This window comes from Lentzea jiangxiensis (assembly GCF_900104175.1).
Classification (GTDB): Bacteria; Actinomycetota; Actinomycetes; order Mycobacteriales; family Pseudonocardiaceae; genus Lentzea; species Lentzea jiangxiensis.
The window spans coordinates 71,842-89,271 of record NZ_FNIX01000013.1; the positions used below are offsets into that span (position 1 = coordinate 71,842).

Annotated in this window: 17 protein-coding genes; 9 read left to right on the plus strand and 8 right to left on the minus strand. The window is 71.5% G+C overall.

What is annotated here, in order from left to right:
• Positions 1–9 precede the first annotated feature (9 nt).
• Entirely contained in the window at positions 10–1,791 is a 1,782-nt protein-coding gene (locus tag BLQ91_RS27680) for an AMP-dependent synthetase/ligase (protein ID WP_090101325.1), read from the plus strand.
• A 179-nt stretch (positions 1,792–1,970) separates the two neighbouring features.
• Here BLQ91_RS27680 and BLQ91_RS27685 read toward each other — a convergent pair whose 3' ends face one another.
• Together BLQ91_RS27685 and BLQ91_RS27690 are read right to left on the minus strand one after the other, a co-directional pair.
• Positions 1,971–2,954 carry a LacI family DNA-binding transcriptional regulator gene (locus BLQ91_RS27685; protein WP_090101327.1) on the minus strand — a complete coding sequence of 328 codons (984 nt, stop codon included), beginning with the start codon at positions 2,952–2,954 and terminating at the stop codon, positions 1,971–1,973.
• A 119-nt stretch (positions 2,955–3,073) separates the two neighbouring features.
• A complete protein-coding gene (locus BLQ91_RS27690; protein WP_143022842.1) occupies positions 3,074–3,397 on the minus strand; it encodes a hypothetical protein in 324 nt (107 codons plus the stop codon).
• A gap of 262 nt (positions 3,398–3,659) precedes the next feature.
• On the opposite strand from BLQ91_RS27690, the gene BLQ91_RS27695 reads away from it, so the two are divergent.
• Complete coding sequence (locus BLQ91_RS27695) at positions 3,660–3,896, plus strand: ribbon-helix-helix domain-containing protein (RefSeq protein WP_090101331.1); 237 nt, start codon at positions 3,660–3,662, stop codon at positions 3,894–3,896.
• A 97-nt stretch (positions 3,897–3,993) separates the two neighbouring features.
• Positions 3,994–4,869: an alpha/beta hydrolase family protein gene (locus BLQ91_RS27700; RefSeq protein WP_090101333.1), complete on the plus strand. Its 876-nt coding sequence runs from the start codon at positions 3,994–3,996 to the stop codon at positions 4,867–4,869.
• On the opposite strand, the gene araD is transcribed toward BLQ91_RS27700, so the two are convergent.
• The 3 genes from araD to BLQ91_RS27715 are packed head-to-tail and all read right to left on the minus strand — an operon-like array spanning position 4,866 to position 8,108.
• Positions 4,866–6,572: an L-arabinonate dehydratase gene (gene araD, locus BLQ91_RS27705; RefSeq protein ID WP_218130436.1), complete on the minus strand. Its 1,707-nt coding sequence runs from the start codon at positions 6,570–6,572 to the stop codon at positions 4,866–4,868. The genes BLQ91_RS27700 and araD overlap by 4 nt on opposite strands.
• Entirely contained in the window at positions 6,569–7,474 is a 906-nt protein-coding gene (locus BLQ91_RS27710; protein WP_090101337.1) for a dihydrodipicolinate synthase family protein, read from the minus strand. The genes araD and BLQ91_RS27710 overlap by 4 nt, the downstream gene beginning before the upstream one ends.
• Positions 7,461–8,108, minus strand: coding sequence for a GntR family transcriptional regulator (locus BLQ91_RS27715; RefSeq protein ID WP_245733842.1), 648 nt, complete (start codon positions 8,106–8,108; stop codon positions 7,461–7,463). The genes BLQ91_RS27710 and BLQ91_RS27715 overlap by 14 nt, the downstream gene beginning before the upstream one ends.
• Positions 8,109–8,305: 197 nt before the next feature.
• On the opposite strand from BLQ91_RS27715, the gene BLQ91_RS27720 reads away from it, so the two are divergent.
• From BLQ91_RS27720 to BLQ91_RS27740, 5 genes are all read left to right on the plus strand, one after another.
• Positions 8,306–8,854 carry a hypothetical protein gene (locus tag BLQ91_RS27720; RefSeq protein WP_090101339.1) on the plus strand — a complete coding sequence of 183 codons (549 nt, stop codon included), beginning with the start codon at positions 8,306–8,308 and terminating at the stop codon, positions 8,852–8,854.
• A gap of 298 nt (positions 8,855–9,152) precedes the next feature.
• Positions 9,153–9,824, plus strand: a complete 672-nt coding sequence (locus tag BLQ91_RS27725) for a GntR family transcriptional regulator (RefSeq protein ID WP_090101341.1) — start codon at positions 9,153–9,155, stop codon at positions 9,822–9,824.
• Between the two features lie 2 nt (positions 9,825–9,826).
• Complete coding sequence (locus BLQ91_RS27730; protein ID WP_245733843.1) at positions 9,827–10,762, plus strand: DUF1996 domain-containing protein; 936 nt, start codon at positions 9,827–9,829, stop codon at positions 10,760–10,762.
• A gap of 122 nt (positions 10,763–10,884) precedes the next feature.
• On the plus strand, positions 10,885–11,436 hold the full coding sequence (locus BLQ91_RS27735; protein ID WP_090101345.1) for a sigma-70 family RNA polymerase sigma factor: 552 nt from the start codon (positions 10,885–10,887) through the stop codon (positions 11,434–11,436).
• Positions 11,433–12,140 carry an anti-sigma factor family protein gene (locus tag BLQ91_RS27740; protein ID WP_090101347.1) on the plus strand — a complete coding sequence of 236 codons (708 nt, stop codon included), beginning with the start codon at positions 11,433–11,435 and terminating at the stop codon, positions 12,138–12,140. Before BLQ91_RS27735 ends, BLQ91_RS27740 begins: the two co-directional genes overlap by 4 nt.
• A gap of 66 nt (positions 12,141–12,206) precedes the next feature.
• On the opposite strand, the gene BLQ91_RS27745 is transcribed toward BLQ91_RS27740, so the two are convergent.
• On the minus strand, positions 12,207–13,151 hold the full coding sequence (locus BLQ91_RS27745; protein ID WP_090101349.1) for a zinc-binding dehydrogenase: 945 nt from the start codon (positions 13,149–13,151) through the stop codon (positions 12,207–12,209).
• A gap of 115 nt (positions 13,152–13,266) precedes the next feature.
• Here BLQ91_RS27745 and BLQ91_RS27750 point away from each other — a divergent pair, with 115 nt between their 5' ends.
• The gene (locus BLQ91_RS27750) at positions 13,267–14,055 is read left to right on the plus strand and encodes an oxygenase MpaB family protein (RefSeq protein ID WP_176959983.1); all 789 of its coding nucleotides are present in this window, start codon (positions 13,267–13,269) and stop codon (positions 14,053–14,055) included.
• Here the strand turns inward: BLQ91_RS27750 and BLQ91_RS27755 are convergent.
• Together BLQ91_RS27755 and BLQ91_RS27760 are read right to left on the minus strand one after the other, a co-directional pair.
• The gene (locus BLQ91_RS27755) at positions 14,030–15,418 is read right to left on the minus strand and encodes an aminobutyraldehyde dehydrogenase (protein ID WP_090101352.1); all 1,389 of its coding nucleotides are present in this window, start codon (positions 15,416–15,418) and stop codon (positions 14,030–14,032) included. The two genes, BLQ91_RS27750 and BLQ91_RS27755, sit on opposite strands and share 26 nt — an antisense overlap.
• The gene (locus BLQ91_RS27760; protein ID WP_090101354.1) at positions 15,415–17,067 is read right to left on the minus strand and encodes a thiamine pyrophosphate-binding protein; all 1,653 of its coding nucleotides are present in this window, start codon (positions 17,065–17,067) and stop codon (positions 15,415–15,417) included. The genes BLQ91_RS27755 and BLQ91_RS27760 overlap by 4 nt, the downstream gene beginning before the upstream one ends.
• Between the last annotated feature and the right edge of the window lie 363 nt (positions 17,068–17,430).

A 17,430-nucleotide genomic window follows, 5' to 3' on the forward strand; every position in this document is an offset into this window, starting at 1 on the left:
GGAGCCGCCATGACCGCCGGAGTCACCAGCCCGACCGCGGTGCGAGCCGTCCGCCGGATAGCCGACCTGCCGTTCCTCGCGGAGCAGGCGTACGGCGACGCGGTGGCGTGGCGGTTCAAGAAGGACGGGCGGTGGCACGAGCAGACCTACGCCGAGGTCGCGGAGCTGGTGCTGGACCTCGCTTCCGGGTTCGTCCACGCCGGACTCCGGGCGGGCGACCGGGTGTGCGTGCTCGCGAACACCCGTCCGGAGTGGACGGCCGTCGAGCTGGCGGTGCTCGCCGCCGGCGGCGTCGTCGTGCCGGTCTACCCGTCCTCCACGTCCGAGGAGATCGCCTGGGTGGCGGGCGACTCCGGCGCGTCGATCGTGGTGGGGGAGAACGCCGAGCAGTGCGCCAAGGTCGACGCCGTCCGCGCCGAGCTCCCCGAGCTGCACACCGTGCTCACGATCGACCCCGCGGGCGACCGGCCGACGGTGGCCGGGCTGCGGGACGACGGCCGCACCTCGCCGCTCGCCGCGGAGCTCGACTCGCGCCGGGCCGTGATCAGGCCGGAGGACCCGAGCCTGATCATCTACACCTCGGGCACCACCGGCCCGCCCAAGGGCTGCGTCCTCACCAGCGCGAACTGGGTCGCGCTCTGCCGGGTCGCGGAGGAGACCCGCATCGACGCGATGATCGGGACCGTTTACCTGTTCCTGCCGCTGGCCCACGTCTTCGCGCAGATCACCATGTTCGCGACGATGTACCGCGGTGGCGCGCTCGCCTACTTCGGCGGTGACGTGAAAGCGGTCGTGCCGGAGCTCGCCGAGGTGCGGCCCACTTTCCTGCCGTCCGTGCCGCGCATTTTCGAGAAGATCTACACCTTCGTCACCTCGGCCGTGCCCGCCGACCAGCTCGCGCAGGCCGTGGCATTGGGACTGGAGGTGCGGCGGCGTCGTTCGGCCGGTGAACCCGTCCCGCCGGAAATGGCGGCGGCGTTCGAACAGGCCGACGCGTTGTTCGCGAACGTGCGCGCGGTGTTCGGAGGCCGGCTCGTGCAGGCCCTTTCCGGTGCCGCGCCGATTTCGGAGGAAGTGCTCCAGTTCTTCCACGCCGCCGGAGTGCCGGTGTTGGAGGGCTACGGCATGACGGAGTCGACCGCCGTGGGCACCATCAACACCCTTGAGCGCTTCAAGCTCGGCTCGGTCGGCGCGACCGGCGTGGCGGGACTGGAGATGACGGTCGCGGAGGACGGTGAGCTGCTCATGCGCGGCCCGCACGTCTTCGCCGGGTACTGGCGCAACGACGAGGCCACGGCCGCGACGCTGCGGGACGGGTGGCTGCACACCGGCGACCTGGGCGAGATCGACGCGGACGGTTTCGTGACGATCACCGGGCGCAAGAAGGACATCATCATCACCGCGGGCGGCAAGAACATCGCGCCGGCGAACGTGGAGAACGTGCTGCGGCAGTCCCGCTGGATCTCGCACGCGGTGTTGTTCGGCGATCGCAAGCCCTACTGCGTGGCGCTGATCACACTCGACGCCGACGAGATCGTGCCGTGGGCGACGGCCCGCGGTTTGCCTTCCGACGTCGAATCATTGGTGGGTCACCCGGAAGTGCGAGCGCTCGTGCAGGAAGTCGTCGACGAAGCGAACTCGCACTTCGCCAATGTTTCGCAAGTGAAGAAGTTCGTGCTGCTCAGCAGGGATCTGTCGCAGGAGGAGGGAGAACTGACGCCAACGTTGAAGGTCAAACGAAACGTCGTTCATCGACTTCACTCTGCGTTGTACGAAGGGCTCTACGAGTAACCCGTACGTACGAGAAATCCAAAAACAGGTACATCCACCCTGGCGGATTCCTTCCGCTCAGGGCAGAGTGGGACACCAAGCGGCACCAGGCCCCCTCCCCCTCGGGCCAGCCGCTTCGCGGCCCCGGTCACGGCGTACTCCCCCCAGACGCCCTCGCCGGGGCCGCCTTGCGTTCGCGGTCACGTCCGCGGCGGCGCGGTCGTGCCCCGCACGATCAGCTGCGTCTCCGCCACGACCTGCGGTGCCCCGGTCCCGTCCGCGCCGAGCCGGTCGAGCAGCAGGTTCACCGCCGTGCGCCCGGCCTGCGCCACCGGCATCGCCACCGTCGTCAGGCCGGGGGAGCTCAGCGCCGCGTACACGAGGTCGTCGAACCCGGTCACCGACACGTCGCGGGGCACGGAGATGCCGCGGTCGCGCAACCGCGCGATCACCCCGAGCGCCATGACGTCGTTGTAGGCCATGACCGCCGTCGTGCCGGCCGCCACCGCCAGGTCGGCGGCCTGCAGCCCGCCCTCGTAGCGCGGCGCGAACGGCCCGAGGTCGGCGAGGTGCACCCCGTGCCGTGCCACGGCTTCCGCGAGCCCGCGGCGACGCTCCTGGTTGGACCAGGAGGTGCGAGGCCCGTTGAGGTAGGCGATCCGCCGGTGTCCCAATGCGACGAGGTGGTCGACGACCGACCGCATTCCCCCCGCCGAGTCCATCAACGCCGCGGGCACACCGGGCAGCCGCCGGTTCAGCAGCACCAGCGAGGTCACCCCCGCCACCTCGTGCACCCGCGAGTCCTCCAGGCCGGGTGAGCAGAGCACGACGCCGTCGACCTGCTTCGCCATGGCGCGCACCAGCTTCGCCTCGAGGACGGGGTCCTCGTCGCTGTCCGCCACGAACACCGCGTGGTCCGCCTGCATCGCCCGCGCCTGCACGGCCTTGAGCACGCCCGTGAAGAACGGGTTGCCGAGGTCGGGCACGACGATGCCGATGTTGCCGGTCTTGCCGGTGATGAGCCCCCGCGCGGCCCGGTTGGGCTGGTAGCCGAGGTCGGAGGCGGCGGCGAGGACCCGGGCCCTGGTCTCCGGCCGCACGAGGTCGGGGGACGTCAGCGCACGCGAAACGGTGGCCACCGACACGTGCGCTCTTCGAGCCACGTCGCGGATGGTGACTGCCACTGGTACCTCACCCTCAGCTGCCGGTTGGGCCAATCATGACCGGTGGGGTGTGAAGCGGGGCTGCGAGTCCGCGGGGCTTCGACGCCTCGAGGGGCGCCCCGTGCGAGGCGCCCCCCGGCTCAGGCGGACCGGGTCCGCCGCTGCCGCACGAAGATCGTCGTGACCACGTACGCCAGGAACACCAGCTGCGCGCCGGCCACGGCACCCGTCAGCCACACCGGGGTTCCGTCGGGAAGTGCTCCCAACGCCAGCGTGGGACCGGCCGCACCACCAACGGTGGCAACGGTCAGCGACATCGAGTCGGTCAGCTCGTGCAACCGGCTCGACGGTCCTCTCACGTCCACGGCCTTGTCATCGAACTCGATGCGCAGCTGCGCCGTGTCGCCAGGCTCGTCGTTCGGCTCCGGCTCGCCCAGGTCCGGAACCACAACACCTGTGTTCACAAGTGTTCCCTTCACCCGACGGCACGCCGTTGCGCCCGACTTGAGCGCGGCGACCGGGGGGACCTCGGCGGTGTCGTCACCTGACGACGCCGCGTCACGCGGAGCTGCCTGCGGCTCGGTTCCCCCGCCCCAAGCCGCACTCCGGATCCGCGCACGGTCCAGCCTCAGGATAACGGCGGCACGGTGACCTTACGCAACCGATTTGCCACATTTTCTGTGTAAAAAATCAGCCTGCGATGTGGCAGGGTGCGAGGATGGAGGCATGAGCACCTCCAAGAACCCCGGCAAGCCGGCTGTCGTCGAGCGGGTGAACGTCGCGCTGATCGCCGACTCCGCGGCGGCGCTGGGCAAGCTCCAGGCGCGGACCGGCATGAAGAAGGTCGACATCGTCAACCGGGCCGTGCAGCTCTACGAGTTCCTGGAAGCGCAGATGCGCGAGGGCAGGGAGTTGGTGGTGCGCGACGAGAAGGGCATCGACCGCATCGTCAAGGTGTTCTGAGGTGGCATCTCGGGCGCGGTTGACAAAGCGGAACAGCGCTCCATATGGTTCCGGAACGTCGCTCCGCTTGAGTCGGCCGCATCCCAGGAGGAACCCCATGACCGTCTTCACGGTGAGCCCCGTCGTGCTCGAAGTACCCGGCCGTCCCGTCGACCTGCAGCTGAAGGTCTCCGCGCCGACCGTGGGCGACGAACTGCCGATCGTCCTGCTGTCCCACGGGCAGGGCTACTCGAACCACCTCTCCTCGCTCAACGGCTACGCGCCGCTCGCGAACCACTGGGCCGAGCAGGGCTTCGCCGTCCTGCAGCCCACGCACCTGAGCAGCAGGTCCCTGGCCCTGCCGCAGGACACCCCCGGCGCACCGCTGTTCTGGCGGGAGCGCGCCGAGGACATGACCCACGTCCTCGACCGGCTCGACGAGGTCGAGAACGCCGTGCCGCAGCTGCGGAACCGCTTGGACCGCACCAGGATCGCGGTCGTGGGTCACTCGATGGGCGGCCACACCGCGAGCCTGCTGCTCGGCATGCGGACCGAGGGCGTGAGCCTGCGCGACGACCGGATCAAGGCGGGCGTGCTGCTCGGCTCGACCGGTCGCGGCGAGGGGCTCACCGACCTCGTCCGGGAGCGCTACCCGTTCATGACGACCACGGACTTCAGCGAGATGACCACGCCCGCGCTCGTCGTGGCGGGGGACAGGGACGGGTCGGAGCACCTGTCGACGAACGGCCCGGCGTGGCACGAGGACCCGTATCACCTCTCGCCCGGCCCGAAGGACCTGGTCGTGCTGTCCGGCGCGGAGCACGGCCTCGGCGGCGTCTCCGGCTACGACGTCGCGGAGACCACCGACGAGAGCCCGGAACGGGTCGCGGAGGTGCTGCGGCTGACCACGGCCTACCTGCGCGGCCAGTTGCTGGGAACCACCGACTGGGAGGAGGCCGGCCTCACCTCCGGCCGCATCGAGTCGAAGAGCTAGTGCGCGTTCGGCTCGGGGTTGCGCCCGGGCCGTGACAGGAACTCGAAGTCGCAGCCCTCGTCGGCCTGCGTGATGTGCTCGTAGTACAGGGCGCCGTACCCGCGTTCGAACTTCGGCGGCGGCGCCGTCCACGCGGCCCTACGCCGTTCCATCTCCTCGTTGGAGATCTCCACGCGCAACACGCGCGCCTGCACGTCCAGCGTCACGAGGTCGCCGTCCCGCACCAGCGCCAGCGGCCCGCCGACGTGCGCCTCGGGTGCGACGTGCAGAACGCAGGCACCGTAGGAAGTTCCACTCATCCGCGCGTCCGACACGCGCACCATGTCCCGGACCCCCTCGCGCAGGAGCTTGTCCGGGATGGGCAGCATCCCGTACTCCGGCATGCCGGGCCCGCCCTTGGGTCCGCCACCGGCCAGCACGATCACCGACTCCCTCGTCACGTCCAGCGACGGGTCGTTGATGCGCGCCTGCAGGTCCCGGTAGCCGTGGAAGACCACGGCGGGCCCGGTGTGCCGCCAGAGCGCGGGATCAGCCGCCACGTACTTGACGACCGCGCCGTCCGGGGCGAGGTTTCCCCGCAGCACGGCCACCCCGCCCTCGGGGGAGATCGGGTTCTCCCGGGGGCGGATCACCGAGGGGTCGTGCACCTCGGCGCCTTCGAGGTCCTCGCCGAACGTCCGCCCGGTGACCGTGATCCGCTGGAGGTGCAACGACTCCCGCAACCGCGACAGCAGTCCGCGCAACCCTCCGGCGAGGTAGAAGTCCTCCATCAGGTGCTCGCCCGCGGGCTGGACGGACGCGAGCACCGGCGTCTCCCGCGACAGGCGGTCGAAGTCGTCCAGCGACAACGGGATCTGCGACCGCCCGGCCATCGCGATCAGGTGGATGTACGAGTTCGTCGAGCCGCCCAGCGCCAGGACCGTCCGGATCGCGTCCTCGTACGCCTGCGGTGACAGGACGTCGGCGATCGTCAGTCCCTCGCGCACCATCTCGACGGCCCGCGTCCCGGACGCCGCCGCCATGCGGTGGTGCGCCGAGTCGACGGCCGGGATCGACGACGCCCCCGGCAGCGTCAGCCCCAGGACTTCCGCGGCGGCGGTCATCGTCGAGGCCGTGCCCATCGTCATGCACGTGCCGGGGGAGCGGGCCAGCCCCGACTGGATCTCCGCCCAGTCGCCGGACGAGATCGTGCCCGCGCGCTTCTCGTCCCAGAACCGCCACATGTCCGTGCCGGACGCGAGCTCCTCGCCCCGCCAGTGACCGCGCAGCATCGGACCGGCCGGCACGAAGATCGTCGGCAGGCCCGCGGAGGCGGCACCCATCAGCAACGCGGGCGTGGTCTTGTCGCAGCCGCCCATGAGCACGCAGCCGTCGACCGGGTAGGAGCGCAGGACCTCCTCGGTCTCCATCGACAGCATGTTCCGGTACAGCATCGGGGTCGGCTTCTGGAAAGTCTCCGACAACGTGGAAACCGGGAACTCCAAGGGGAATCCGCCCGCCTGCCAAACGCCGCGCTCGACCTGCTGCGCCCGTTCGCGCAGGTGCATGTGGCACGGGTTGATGCCGCTCCACGTGTTGAGGATCGCGATCACCGGTTTGCCGAGGTGCTCGGACGCGTTGAGCCCGAGCTGGCGCATGCGGGCGTTGTGCGAGAACGCCCTGAGCCCCTCGCCGTCGAACCACTGCCCGCTGCGCAGCGTCACAGCAGGCTCCACGAGTTCAGCAGCACGCCGACGGCCGACCGGCCGGCCTCGTCCAGCACGCTCGCGGGAGGCCGGACGTCCCGGCGGCACAACCCCAGCTGTGCCAACGCTTCCTTCACGACGGACACGTTGCCCGCCGACTCCTCCGCCGCCCGCAGCTCCTCGAACCTCCTGATGAGCTCCCAGAACTCCATCGCCGCCCCGAACTCGCGCACCTGGAGCGCCTTGAACATCTGCACCGACAGCTGGGGGGCGACGTTGGCGAGCCCGGACGTGAACCCCGTCGCCCCGACGGCGAAGCAACCCGGAGCCGACAGCTCGGCGAGCCCCGCGACCCACGTGAACCGGTCGAGCCCGGCGTCCCGCGCGACCGACGCGAACCGCACCGGGTCGGGCACCGCGTACTTCACGCCGACGACGTTCGGGCACGCGTCCGCCAGCGCCGCGATCTGCGCGCCGCCGATCCGGGGGTTCCGCACGTACAGGACCACGCTGAGCTCCGGCACCGCTTCGGCGATCGCCCGGTGGTAGTCCACCCACCCGTCCAGCGACACGTACGGGTGCACCGGCTGGTGGATCATGACGCCCCGAGCCCCCGCCCGGTCCGCGAACCGGGCGGCCCTGGTCGCCGAGTCGAGGTCGTGCCCGACGCCCGCGACGATCGAGGCCCTGTCCCCGGCGGTGTCGACCGTGATCCGCAACGCGCGCTCGGTCTCGGCGGCGGACAACGCGTAGAACTCGCTCGTGTTGCCGTTCGGCGTGACGACCGAGACACCGCCGTCGACCATCCGGTCCACGATCGCGGCGTAGCTCTTCTCGTCGACCGCGCCGTCCGCGTCGAACGGCGTGACGGTGATCGCCACGACGGACGCCAACTGCTCGGACAGGTCATCGAACGACATCGGGGAGCTCCTCGGCAACTCGGTCGGCGAAGGTCTGGACGTGGCGGCGCAGCAGGTCGGCCGCCTCGTCGGCGAACCCCTCCTCGGCGACGACGAGGATCGCCCGGTGCTCGGCGTCCTCCGCCTCCCAGGTCGGGCAGAGCCCCCAGCCCGCCACGGTGATCAGCGCGGTCCGGTCGCGCAGCCCGTCGAGGACCTCGACCATCAACGGGTTGCCGCACCCCGCGTAGAGCGCGCGGTGGAACCGCCGGTTGGCGAGACTGCGTCGCGCCAGGTCCCCGGTGTCGTCGAGCGCGGCCCTGGCCTCGGAGAAGTCGGCGCGCCGCTGCACCGCGCGGCGGAGGGCCTCGGGCTCCAGGAGCAGACGCACGTCGTAGACGGACGCGGCCATCTCGGCGTCCACCACCCGGACCGTGGCGCCCCTGTAGGGGCTCATCACGACCAGTCCGGAGCCGGCGAGCGTCTTGAGCGCCTCCCGCACCGGCGTCTTCGAGACGTTGAGCGTCGCGGCGAGTTCGCTTTCGACGAGCGCCTGACCGGGTTTCAGCTTTCCGTGGAGAATCGCTTCTTTGATCGATTCCAGAACGAAGTCCGTCCGCGACGCCGGAAGCGTTCCAGCGCGGTCATACATCATATATGAGAGCGTAAACGCAGGTAGACGGCTTGGTCAAGATCGTGGTGTGGGCTCCACGACCTCTATGTATCCCAGTTGAACCAACTTCCTCGTCGGCTCGTTCTGAAGGTGTTGGTCACCGCTGTGCGCGGGGCCGAAAGGAGAAATGTGAGTGGTTCGTTCCGCGTGACCGTGTCCATTGCCGCGTCCGCCAGCGCATGGCACCGAACGTCCTGGACACCGACGAGTTGAACGAGAACGACATGCTGATGGAAGAACTGCCACCGGAGGCCGCGCTGGACGGGCCTCCGCCGAACGCGGACGACCTGCTCCGGCGCACGTTGGGCACAGTCCGCGAAGAACGACACCAGGCCGTGCGCCGCCGTGGGCGCATCACGGCCGTGTCGTCGACCCTGGTCGTCGCCGGCGTGCTCGCCGGAGGCGTCTGGATGGGTCAGGGGATGGGCGTGGGCGGCACCGACGACGCGGTCCTGCAGGGGACCTCGGCCGACGGCGCCCACATGGCCGTGCGGGTCACCGACACCGAGGGCGGCCTGAGGCTGGTGGCGACGGTCGACGGCCTGCGGGACGGCGAGGCCTGCTGGCTCGTCGTGCACACGAAGGACGGACGGACCTTTCCCGCGGGCTCCTGGAGGGCGCACGAGGGGGAGGTGACGCTGGCCGGGTCCGCGATGGTGCGGGCGGGGGACGTGGCCGGGGTCAGCGTGGTGAACCACGACCGGCAGCCGCTGGTGACGGCAGGGTAGGGCGGGCGCCCGGCCGGCTGGGGGAGCGAGCACCGGCTCTCCGGGGGAGCGGGCCGGGCTCGGGTCGTGGGCCGGGTTCGTGGGCCGGGCGAGGTGGGGACTTGCCCGGTTGTCCGGCCGGTGCGTTCCCTCCGCCGCCCTCGCCACCCCGTCACCCTCCGCACCGAGCCCTCGCGCACCGAGCCCCCGCGCGCCGAGTCTGCGCCGCGCGCCGAGCCCACCTGAGCGACGACCCTGGCGGCCACCCCTCCACCCAGCGCGTTTGACCCCCCACTTGGAGCAATGTCAACATTCGTACATGCCTGTCCCTGCCGCTCCGCAGGCCTCGCGCAAAGGCGTGGCCGGCCAGGCAGCGGACCACATCCGGGCCGCCGTCCTCGGCGGCGAGCTGCCCGCCGGCACCCCGCTCAGGGAACCGGGCCTGGCGGCGAAGCTCGGCGTCGGCCGCCGCACGGTCCACGAGGCGCTGAACCTCCTCGAACGCGAGGGCCTGGTCGTGTCGGAGCTGCACTGGGTCGCCGAGGTCCGCGAGCTCACGCCGCAGGACGTGGAGGAGCTGTATACGCTCAGGGCGGCGCTGGACGTCCTCGCGATGCGGACGGCAGCCGGGAAGGACACCACGGCACTCGAAGCGGTCGTCGAGAAGATGCGCCACGCCCGGACGGACGCTGAACGGGTAGCTCTCGACATCGAGTTCCACGACGCCGTGTACGCGGCGACCGGTCATCGGCGGCTGGTGCAGGCGTGGCGGGCGATCCGCAGCCAGGTGCACCTGTTCCTGCTCGCGCGGGCCGTCGGTGACACCGCCTACCGGAACCTGCTGGTGCCCGAACACGCGGAGCTGGTCGCTGTCCTGAACGGGGAGGACGCCGCCAAGGCGGGTCAGGCGGCCGAGGACCACCTGCGCGGGTCGTACGCGAAGCTGGTCGACCGTTCTGGTGGTTCCCGCGAACCCGCCGGCAGGCCGTAGCCGTGGCACCGAACAAGCCGGCGGCGCTCGTGGTCGCGGTGCTGGCGGTCCTGGTCGTCGCGGGCGCCGCGGTCCTGTTCGGCGGCACGTCCAACGGCGCGCCGTCGCGCGACCAGTACGTCAGTGAGCTCGACCGGCGGCTGGACGAACCCGCGGCACCGCACGTCGTCATCCGGTGCGGCGCGAACGAGGAGCGCCACCTCAACGCGGACAACCCCGTCGTCTCGCCCGGCATCCCGTTCGGCGCTCATCACACGCACGAGTACGTCGGCAACAGGTCGGCGGACGCCAGGTCGACGGACGACTCCCTCGCGGCCGCGTCCACGACGTGCGAGAAGGACGACCTGTCGACGTACTACTGGCCGGTGCTGCGTCTGACCGACGGCACGGGGCACGACGCGCACGCGGACGGCGGTGGCCTGCACGGCAACACCGGTGAGGTGCTCGAGCCGAAGAGCGTGGAGGTCCGGTACGGGGGCAGCCCGGTCAGCCCCGTGCTGCCGATGCCGCGGTTCCTGCGCCTGATCACCGGCGATCCGGCGGCGTTAACCCACGACTACGGCCCGGACACGCGGGCGCGGTGGGGCTGCTCGGACCAGCCGGGTCGCTACACGACGAAGTACCCGTTGTGCGGGAGCGCGACCACCTTGCGCAGCTACGAGTTCGGCAGCTGCTGGGACGGCAACAACACCGACAGCGCCTCGCACCGCACGCACGTGGTGTTCCCGCTGGCCGGGGGCACCTGCCCGCCGAAGACGTTCCCGATCCCGCGGCTGCACGTCACGGTGGGCTACGACATCCCCGCCGGCAGGCCGTTCGCGATCGACAGCTTCGCCGAGGAGCTGCGCGACCCGGCGACCGACCACGGGATGTTCATCAACGTCATGCCGGAGGCTCGGATGGCGGAGCTCGTCGGGGAGCTCAACCGCTCCCGCTAACATCCGGCTTTCTCTTGTTTGGTTGAAACCCGTTGAACCGAAGTCCTCCGCTGCTCGTGTCAGGGCTGAGGTCTTGAACAGGACGCCCGCACGAGGTCTCGCGGGCGGGGAGGAGTGGGTGGATGGCGGCTTTGTTCTCCCGCAAACGGGAGACCGCGGCCGACGAGGCGCTGATCCGATCGCTCTACGAGGAGCACGGTCGGGCGTTGCTGGCGTACGCGACGCGGTTGACCGGCGATCGGGCGGCTGCCGAGGACGTGGTCCAGGAGACCCTGGTCCGAGCGTGGCGCCATCCCGACGCCCTCGTGAACGGCAAGGGATCGGTGCGCGGCTGGCTGCTGACGGTGGCGCGGAACATCGTCACCGACCGCGTGCGCGCCAGGGCCGCGCGCCCGCAGGAGGTGGCCGAGTCCCCGGCGACGCCACCCGTGCAGCGCGACCACGCGGACCAGGTGGTTGACTCGGTGGTGGTGCTCGAAGCGCTCGACAGGCTTTCCTCCGACCACCGCGACGTGCTGATGGAGATCTACTTCCGCGGCCGCAGCGTGACGGAGGCGGCGGAGGCGCTCGGGGTGCCACCGGGAACGGTGAAGTCGAGATCGTATTACGCGTTGCGAGCCTTGAGGGAGACCTTCGGAGGTCAGAAGGTCGCACTGAAGGGGGTGGCCGGATGACCACGCAGCACGACCCGCAACTGCTCGGTGCTTACGTTCTCGGAGCGCTCGACGAGCAGGAGGTGCGCGAGATGGACCAGCACCTGGCTTCCTGCCCGGACTGCGCGCGCGAACTCGAAGAGCTCCGCGACATGGAGGCCTTCCTCGGCGAGGTGCCGCCGGAGGCCATGCTGGACGGGCCGCCCGAGGGCGGCGATTTGTTGTTGCAGCGCACCTTGCGCCAGGTGCGCGCCGAACGGGGCGGCGTCGCACGACGTCGTCAGTTCGCGCTTGGTGCCGCAGCGGCCGTCGTGGTCGCGGTGGTCCTGGGCGCCGGTGTCTTCGTCGGTAAGGCCACTTCGCCCGATGCGAACCAGGCCCTTCCCACCCCGACTGCGGCACCGGACCCGACGGGCACCAGGCTCGCCACGTTCACCGACCCGGTGACGAAGGCGTCGATGACGGTGAAGGTCGTCCCCGCCGCCGGATGGGTCCGGACGAACATGGCGATCAGCGGCATCCCCGAAGGCGAGAAGTGCCGGATCTTCGTGGTAGCGAAGGACGGCAGCCGCCAGGAGGCGGGTTCCTGGGTGGTGTCCAAGAAGGGCGCCGCCGAGGGCACGAACCTGGACGGTTCCGCGTTGGTCGACCCCAAGGACGTCAAGTCCGTGGTGGTCGAGAACTTCGCGGGCAAGAAGTTCGTCGAGGTGCCGGTTCAGGCGTGAGATGAGGGAATGGGGCCGTCCACTCCGGACGGCCCCATCCCCTCGTGCCCGGTCGTCGGGCCGACGTCACGGCTTGAGCACGACCTTCCCCACCGCGGCCCGCGACTCGAGCGCCACGTGCGCCTCCGCGGCGTCCCGCAGGGCGAACGGCGGGTTGACCAGCGGCACGAACCGCCCTCCGGCCAGCCCCGCCAGCGACTCCTCCTCCAGCACCCGCAACCCGCGCCGCAGCAGCCCCGGCCCGAGCGCGACGGTCGCGGTGAGGCTGTTGGCGAACAACGCCTCCGTGCTGATCGGCGTCATGGTCCCGGACGCCCAGCCGTAGATGACGTGCCGCCCACCCGGCCCGAGCGTCTTCAACGCCTGCGCGCCCGCCTCGCCTCCGACGCCGTCGAGCACCACGGTCGTGTCCTCGAGGCCGTCCGCCCAGCCGGGGCGCGTGTAGTCGATGGCGGCGTCCGCGCCGCCGGCCAGGACGTGGCCGAGCTTCCCGGGGCTCGCGAGGCCGATGACCCGCGCGCCGACGTTGCGGGCCTCCTGCACGAACAGCGCGCCCATGCCACCCGCCGCCGACGTCACGAGCACCACGTCGTCCCCGGTGAGCTTCGCGGCGTCGAGCACCGCGACCACCGTGCGGCCGGTGCCGATCATGGCGACCGCCGCCTCGAACGACACGTCGTCGGGCAGCGCGTGCAGGGACGGCACGGAGGCGACGGCGAGTTCGGCGTAGCCGCCGTTGGCCTGGCCGAGGTGCGCGACGACGCGGCGGCCGAGCCAGTCCGGTGAGACGTCGTCGCCCAGGGCCGTCACAACGCCGGCGACCTCGCGGCCCGGGGTCATCGGGAAGTCGACGGGGCCGAACCCGCCCCGGCGGATCGTGGTGTCGACGAGGTGGACACCGGCCGCCGCCACGGTGATCCGCACCTGACCTGGGCCGGGCTCCGGGTCGGGGACCTCCTCGAAGAGCAGGTTCTCCGCCGGGCCGAACTCGTGCTGCCGAATCGCGAACATGCCGCCGACGCTACGAACTCCACCTAACTGGAGGTCAACAGCCGAATCCGTCCGGCGGTAACTCGATCGGGTGGTGATCATCGTCGGTACCGCGCCGCCGGGTGATGATCACGGTGTGACGCTGGGACCTGAGTCGGTGACGTGGCGGCTTGGCTGGTACACGCGGCTGGAGCTGGTGGTGCTCGGGCGCGCGGTGCTGATGCAGGTCGCGCACCCGGTCATCGCCGCCGCCGTGCGCGACGGCTACCGCGCCGACCCGTTCGCGCGGCTGTCGCGGACGATCACGTCGTCGCAGCTGCGGCTGTTCGGCGGCGAGCTGGCCGAGCGGGAGGCGGAACGGTTGCTGCGCGCGCACTCCCGGATCCCGGGGGCGGGCGAGGAGCTGTTCCGCTGGGTGCACGCGACCAGCTTCGACTCGCTGCTCACGGCCTACCGGCTGCTGCGGCCCAGGATGCCCGCGATCCGCGAGGAGCGGCTGTACCGCGAGTGGCGGGAGACGGGGGAGACGCTCGGCATCAGCGCGATGCCGGGTGATCTCGCCGCGCTGCGCGAGTACCTCGACGACGTGGTCGCCACGCAGCTGAAGGCGACCGACGGGGTGCAGGGGCTGCTGGAGGCGTTCGAGCTGCGGACGGGCAGGGCGCCGGGCTCGGAGCACCTGCCGAGCGCGCTGTGGCCGCTGGTGCGGCCGGTGGCGGCACGGGTGCTGCCGGACTTCGCCGTGGGCACGCTGCCGGTCCCGTTGCGCGACAAGCTCGGTCTGGAGTGGACGGACCGCGACGAACGCAGGCTGGGCCGGTGGATCCGGATGATCCGGGTGGCGTCCGCCGTCGTCCCGGCCCGCCTGCTGCACTACCCGATGCCGTACCGGGCGATGCTCAGTGCGCGGTCATCACGTGCTTGACGCGCGTGTAGTCCTCCAGTCCGTGCAGTGACAGGTCCTTGCCGTACCCGGAGGCGCCGAAACCGCCGTGCGGCATCTCGGCCGCGACCAACCCGTGCGTGTTCACCCAGACGATGCCGAAGTCGAGCCGTGCCGGCAGTGCCGCGGCCCGCCCGGCGTCGCGGGTCCAGATCGAGGACGCGAGGCCCTGCGCGACCCCGTTCGCCAGCGCCACGGCCTCGTCGTCGGAACCGAACCGCTGCACGGTGATCAGCGGGGCGAACGCCTCCTCCTGGACGAGCTCGTCGTCCTGGGTGAGGCCGGACACCACGGTGGGCTCCAGGAAGAAGCCCTCGGAGCCGTGCCGCTTCCCGCCGCAGTGGACGGTCGCGCGCGACCGGGAGAGCAGGCCGAGCACGCGGTCGAGCTGGGCCTGGCTGTTGAGCGGGCCGAAGTCCGTGCCGGGCACGCGGGCCGACGCCGTCTCCACCAGCGCGGCGACGAACTCGTCGTGCACGGCCGAGTGCACCAGCACGCGGCTCGCGGCCGTGCAGTCCTGCCCGGCGTTGTAGAAGGCCGCACCGACGACGCCCTCCGCCGCCGCGGCGACGTCGACGTCGTCGAACACCAGAACCGGCGCGTTGCCACCGAGTTCGAGGTGCGTGCGCTTCACGGTCGCGGCGGCGCTGCGGGCCACCTCGACCCCGGCGCGCGTGGAACCGGTCAGCGCGACCATCGCGGGCACGGGGTGCTCGACCAGCAGGCGGCCGGTGTCGCGGTCACCCAGCACGACGTTGAACACGCCCGGCGGCAGCACCCGCGCGGCCAGCGTGGCGAGCAGCACCGTGGACGACGGCGTGGTGGCGGCGGGTTTCAGCACCACCGCGTTGCCCGCCGCGAGCGCCGGGGCGATCTTCCACACGGCCATCATCAGCGGGTAGTTCCACGGCGTGATCTGGGCGATCACGCCGACCGCCTCGCGCCGCTGGTACGAGGTGTGACCGGCGACGTACTCGCCCGCCGCGGCGGTGCCGAGCGCGCGGGCGGCACCGGCGAAGAACCGGATCTGGTCCACGCACTGCGGGATCTCCTCGTCCAGCAGCACCGAGCGGATCTTGCCGGTCTCGCGCACCTCGGCGTCGGCGACCTCGCCGGCGTGGGCCTCCAGCAGGTCCGCGAGCTCCAGCAACGCCCGCTGCCGTTCGGCCGGTGTCGTGCGGGACCAGGCGGGGAAGGCGCGTGCGGCGGCCCGGACCGCGGCGTCGACCTCGGCGGCACGGGAGACGACCGCGCGACCGAACTCCTCGCCCGTGGCGGGGTCGACGAGCGGCGAGGTCTCCTCCGCGCGGACCGGTGAGCCGTTGACGAGGTTCGCGACGATCACAGGTGCTCCAGGTGCGTGGGGGCGAACATGCGCAGCACCGAGGGGAGCACGACCACGTGCGGACCGTCCCCGGCGAACGCCCCGGCGAGGTCGTCGCGCAGCGACTCGGGTGTGCTGCGGGTGGCGGGCACCCCGAACGCGGCGGCGAGCGCCACGAAGTCCGGGCGGCTGAGCTCGGTGCCGGTGGCCTCGCCGAACGCGTCGGTCATGTACTCGCGCAGGATGCCGTAGCCGCCGTCGTCGACGATCAGCCAGACGACCCGCGACCCGTGCTGCGCGGCCGTGGCGAGTTCCGCGATCCCGTACATGGCGCCGCCGTCACCGGACACGGCGAGCACCGGCCCGTCGACCGCCGCGGCGACGCCCAGCGCGGCGGGGAAGCCGTACCCGAGCCCGCCGGCGCCCTGGGCCGAGAACTGCGCGCCACCGCGCGGGTCCCACGCCGACCAGGCCCAGTACGCGAGGATCGTCATGTCCCAGCAGGTCGGCGTCCCGTCCGGGACCGCCGCCCGCAGCGCGTCGAGCACCTGCCACTCCAGGTCGAGCTCCTGCGCGGCGAACCGGTCGCGCACCTTGCCGAGCAACGCCCGGACGCGCGCTTCCGCGACGCCGTCCGCAGGACGCGCCGTGACACCGGAAGCCAAGGCGGGCAAGGCGTGCCGGGCGTCGGCGTGGATGCCGAGCGCGGGGTGGTTCGACTCCAGCTTGCCGAGGTCGGCCTCGACCTGGACCACCCGGCCGCGCGGCTGGAAGGTCCGGTAGTTGCTCGACAGCTCGCCGAGGCCCGATCCGACGACCAGCAGCACGTCGGCGTCCGCGAGGAACTCGGTGGTGTGCCGGTCCTCCAGCCACGACCGCGCCGACAGCGGGTGCTCCCACGGGAAGTTCCCCTTGCCGCCGAACGTCGTCACGACCGGTGCCCGCAGCTTCCCGGCCAGCTCCAGCAGTGCGTCGCGGGCGTGCAGCGCGCCGCCGCCGGCCAGGACGACCGGCCGTTCGGCGCCGTTCAGCAGCCGCACGGCCTCCTCGACCAGCTCCGCGCGCGGCCGCAGCTCACGCGCGGACCACGACACCGACGTCACCGGCGGCACGGAGGCGGGCCCCAGCAGCACGTCCTGCGGGATCTCCACCCACACCGGCCCGAACGGCGCGGTCAGCGCGATCTCCCACGCCTCGGTCAGCGCCGAGGGGATCTGCGAGGCGTGCCGCACGACCCGCGTGTGCTTGACGACGTGGCGGAACGACGCCACCTGGTCGGTCAGCTCGTGCAGGTAGCCGCCGCGCACCCCGCCGAGGCCGGCGGACGGGATCTGCGACGAGATGCCCAGCACGGGGGCGGAGCCGGCGGCGGACTCCTGCAGTCCGGCCAGGGTCTGCAACGCGCCGGGGCCGGTCGAGACCAGCAACGGCGTCACGGAACCGGTGATCCGCGCGTGCCCGTCGGCGGCGAACGCGGCGTTGAGCTCGGTCCGGGAACCGACGTACCGCAGCTCCGACCGGCGCAGGGCGTCGAAGAGGCCGAGGGCGTGCTGGCCGGGGATGCCGAACACGGTGTGCGCGCCGAGCGCCTCCAGGGTCTCGACGACGACGTCTCCGCCGTTGCGCGAAGTCACACGCCCTCCTTCAACGCCAACAAGCTCACGCCTCATGAGCCACGTGCGAGGCTGCCACAGACGTGTTGTCCGCGTGGTCGTAGGTCCGGTCGCGCCGAACTGCTCGACACGCCGGGGTGGCGCAGCAGCCGGGTCCGGACCGCGGCGGTGCTCGGTGTGCACCGCACCGGCGCCCGTCACCGGATCTCGTACGTGGAGCGCGTGCTCGACCGTGTCCTCGCCACGGCCGCCGCACGCGCCTCGCCCCGGCTCGCGCCGATGTCGCCCGATTAATTCCTTTGCGGCGTGGTCGCATCCTCGGTCATCATTGTTCCATGATTCACGCAGACGAATGGACCGGAGCGCCCTCGAAGCGCTGACCAGCAAGTTCACTTTCTACTATTCTCTGCGAGCATTTGT

Coding starts and splice junctions, on each gene's coding strand:
- BLQ91_RS27715 (WP_245733842.1), bottom strand. CDS start 8,108: ATGATGTATGACCGCGCTGGAACGCTTCCGGCGTCGCGGACGGACTTC.
- BLQ91_RS27710 (WP_090101337.1), bottom strand. CDS start 7,474: ATGTCGTTCGATGACCTGTCCGAGCAGTTGGCGTCCGTCGTGGCGATC.
- BLQ91_RS27725 (WP_090101341.1), top strand. CDS start 9,153: ATGCCTGTCCCTGCCGCTCCGCAGGCCTCGCGCAAAGGCGTGGCCGGC.
- BLQ91_RS27695 (WP_090101331.1), top strand. CDS start 3,660: ATGAGCACCTCCAAGAACCCCGGCAAGCCGGCTGTCGTCGAGCGGGTG.
- BLQ91_RS27745 (WP_090101349.1), bottom strand. CDS start 13,151: ATGTTCGCGATTCGGCAGCACGAGTTCGGCCCGGCGGAGAACCTGCTC.
- BLQ91_RS27760 (WP_090101354.1), bottom strand. CDS start 17,067: ATGAGGCGTGAGCTTGTTGGCGTTGAAGGAGGGCGTGTGACTTCGCGC.
- BLQ91_RS27720 (WP_090101339.1), top strand. CDS start 8,306: ATGGCACCGAACGTCCTGGACACCGACGAGTTGAACGAGAACGACATG.
- BLQ91_RS27700 (WP_090101333.1), top strand. CDS start 3,994: ATGACCGTCTTCACGGTGAGCCCCGTCGTGCTCGAAGTACCCGGCCGT.
- BLQ91_RS27740 (WP_090101347.1), top strand. CDS start 11,433: ATGACCACGCAGCACGACCCGCAACTGCTCGGTGCTTACGTTCTCGGA.
- BLQ91_RS27735 (WP_090101345.1), top strand. CDS start 10,885: ATGGCGGCTTTGTTCTCCCGCAAACGGGAGACCGCGGCCGACGAGGCG.
- BLQ91_RS27680 (WP_090101325.1), top strand. CDS start 10: ATGACCGCCGGAGTCACCAGCCCGACCGCGGTGCGAGCCGTCCGCCGG.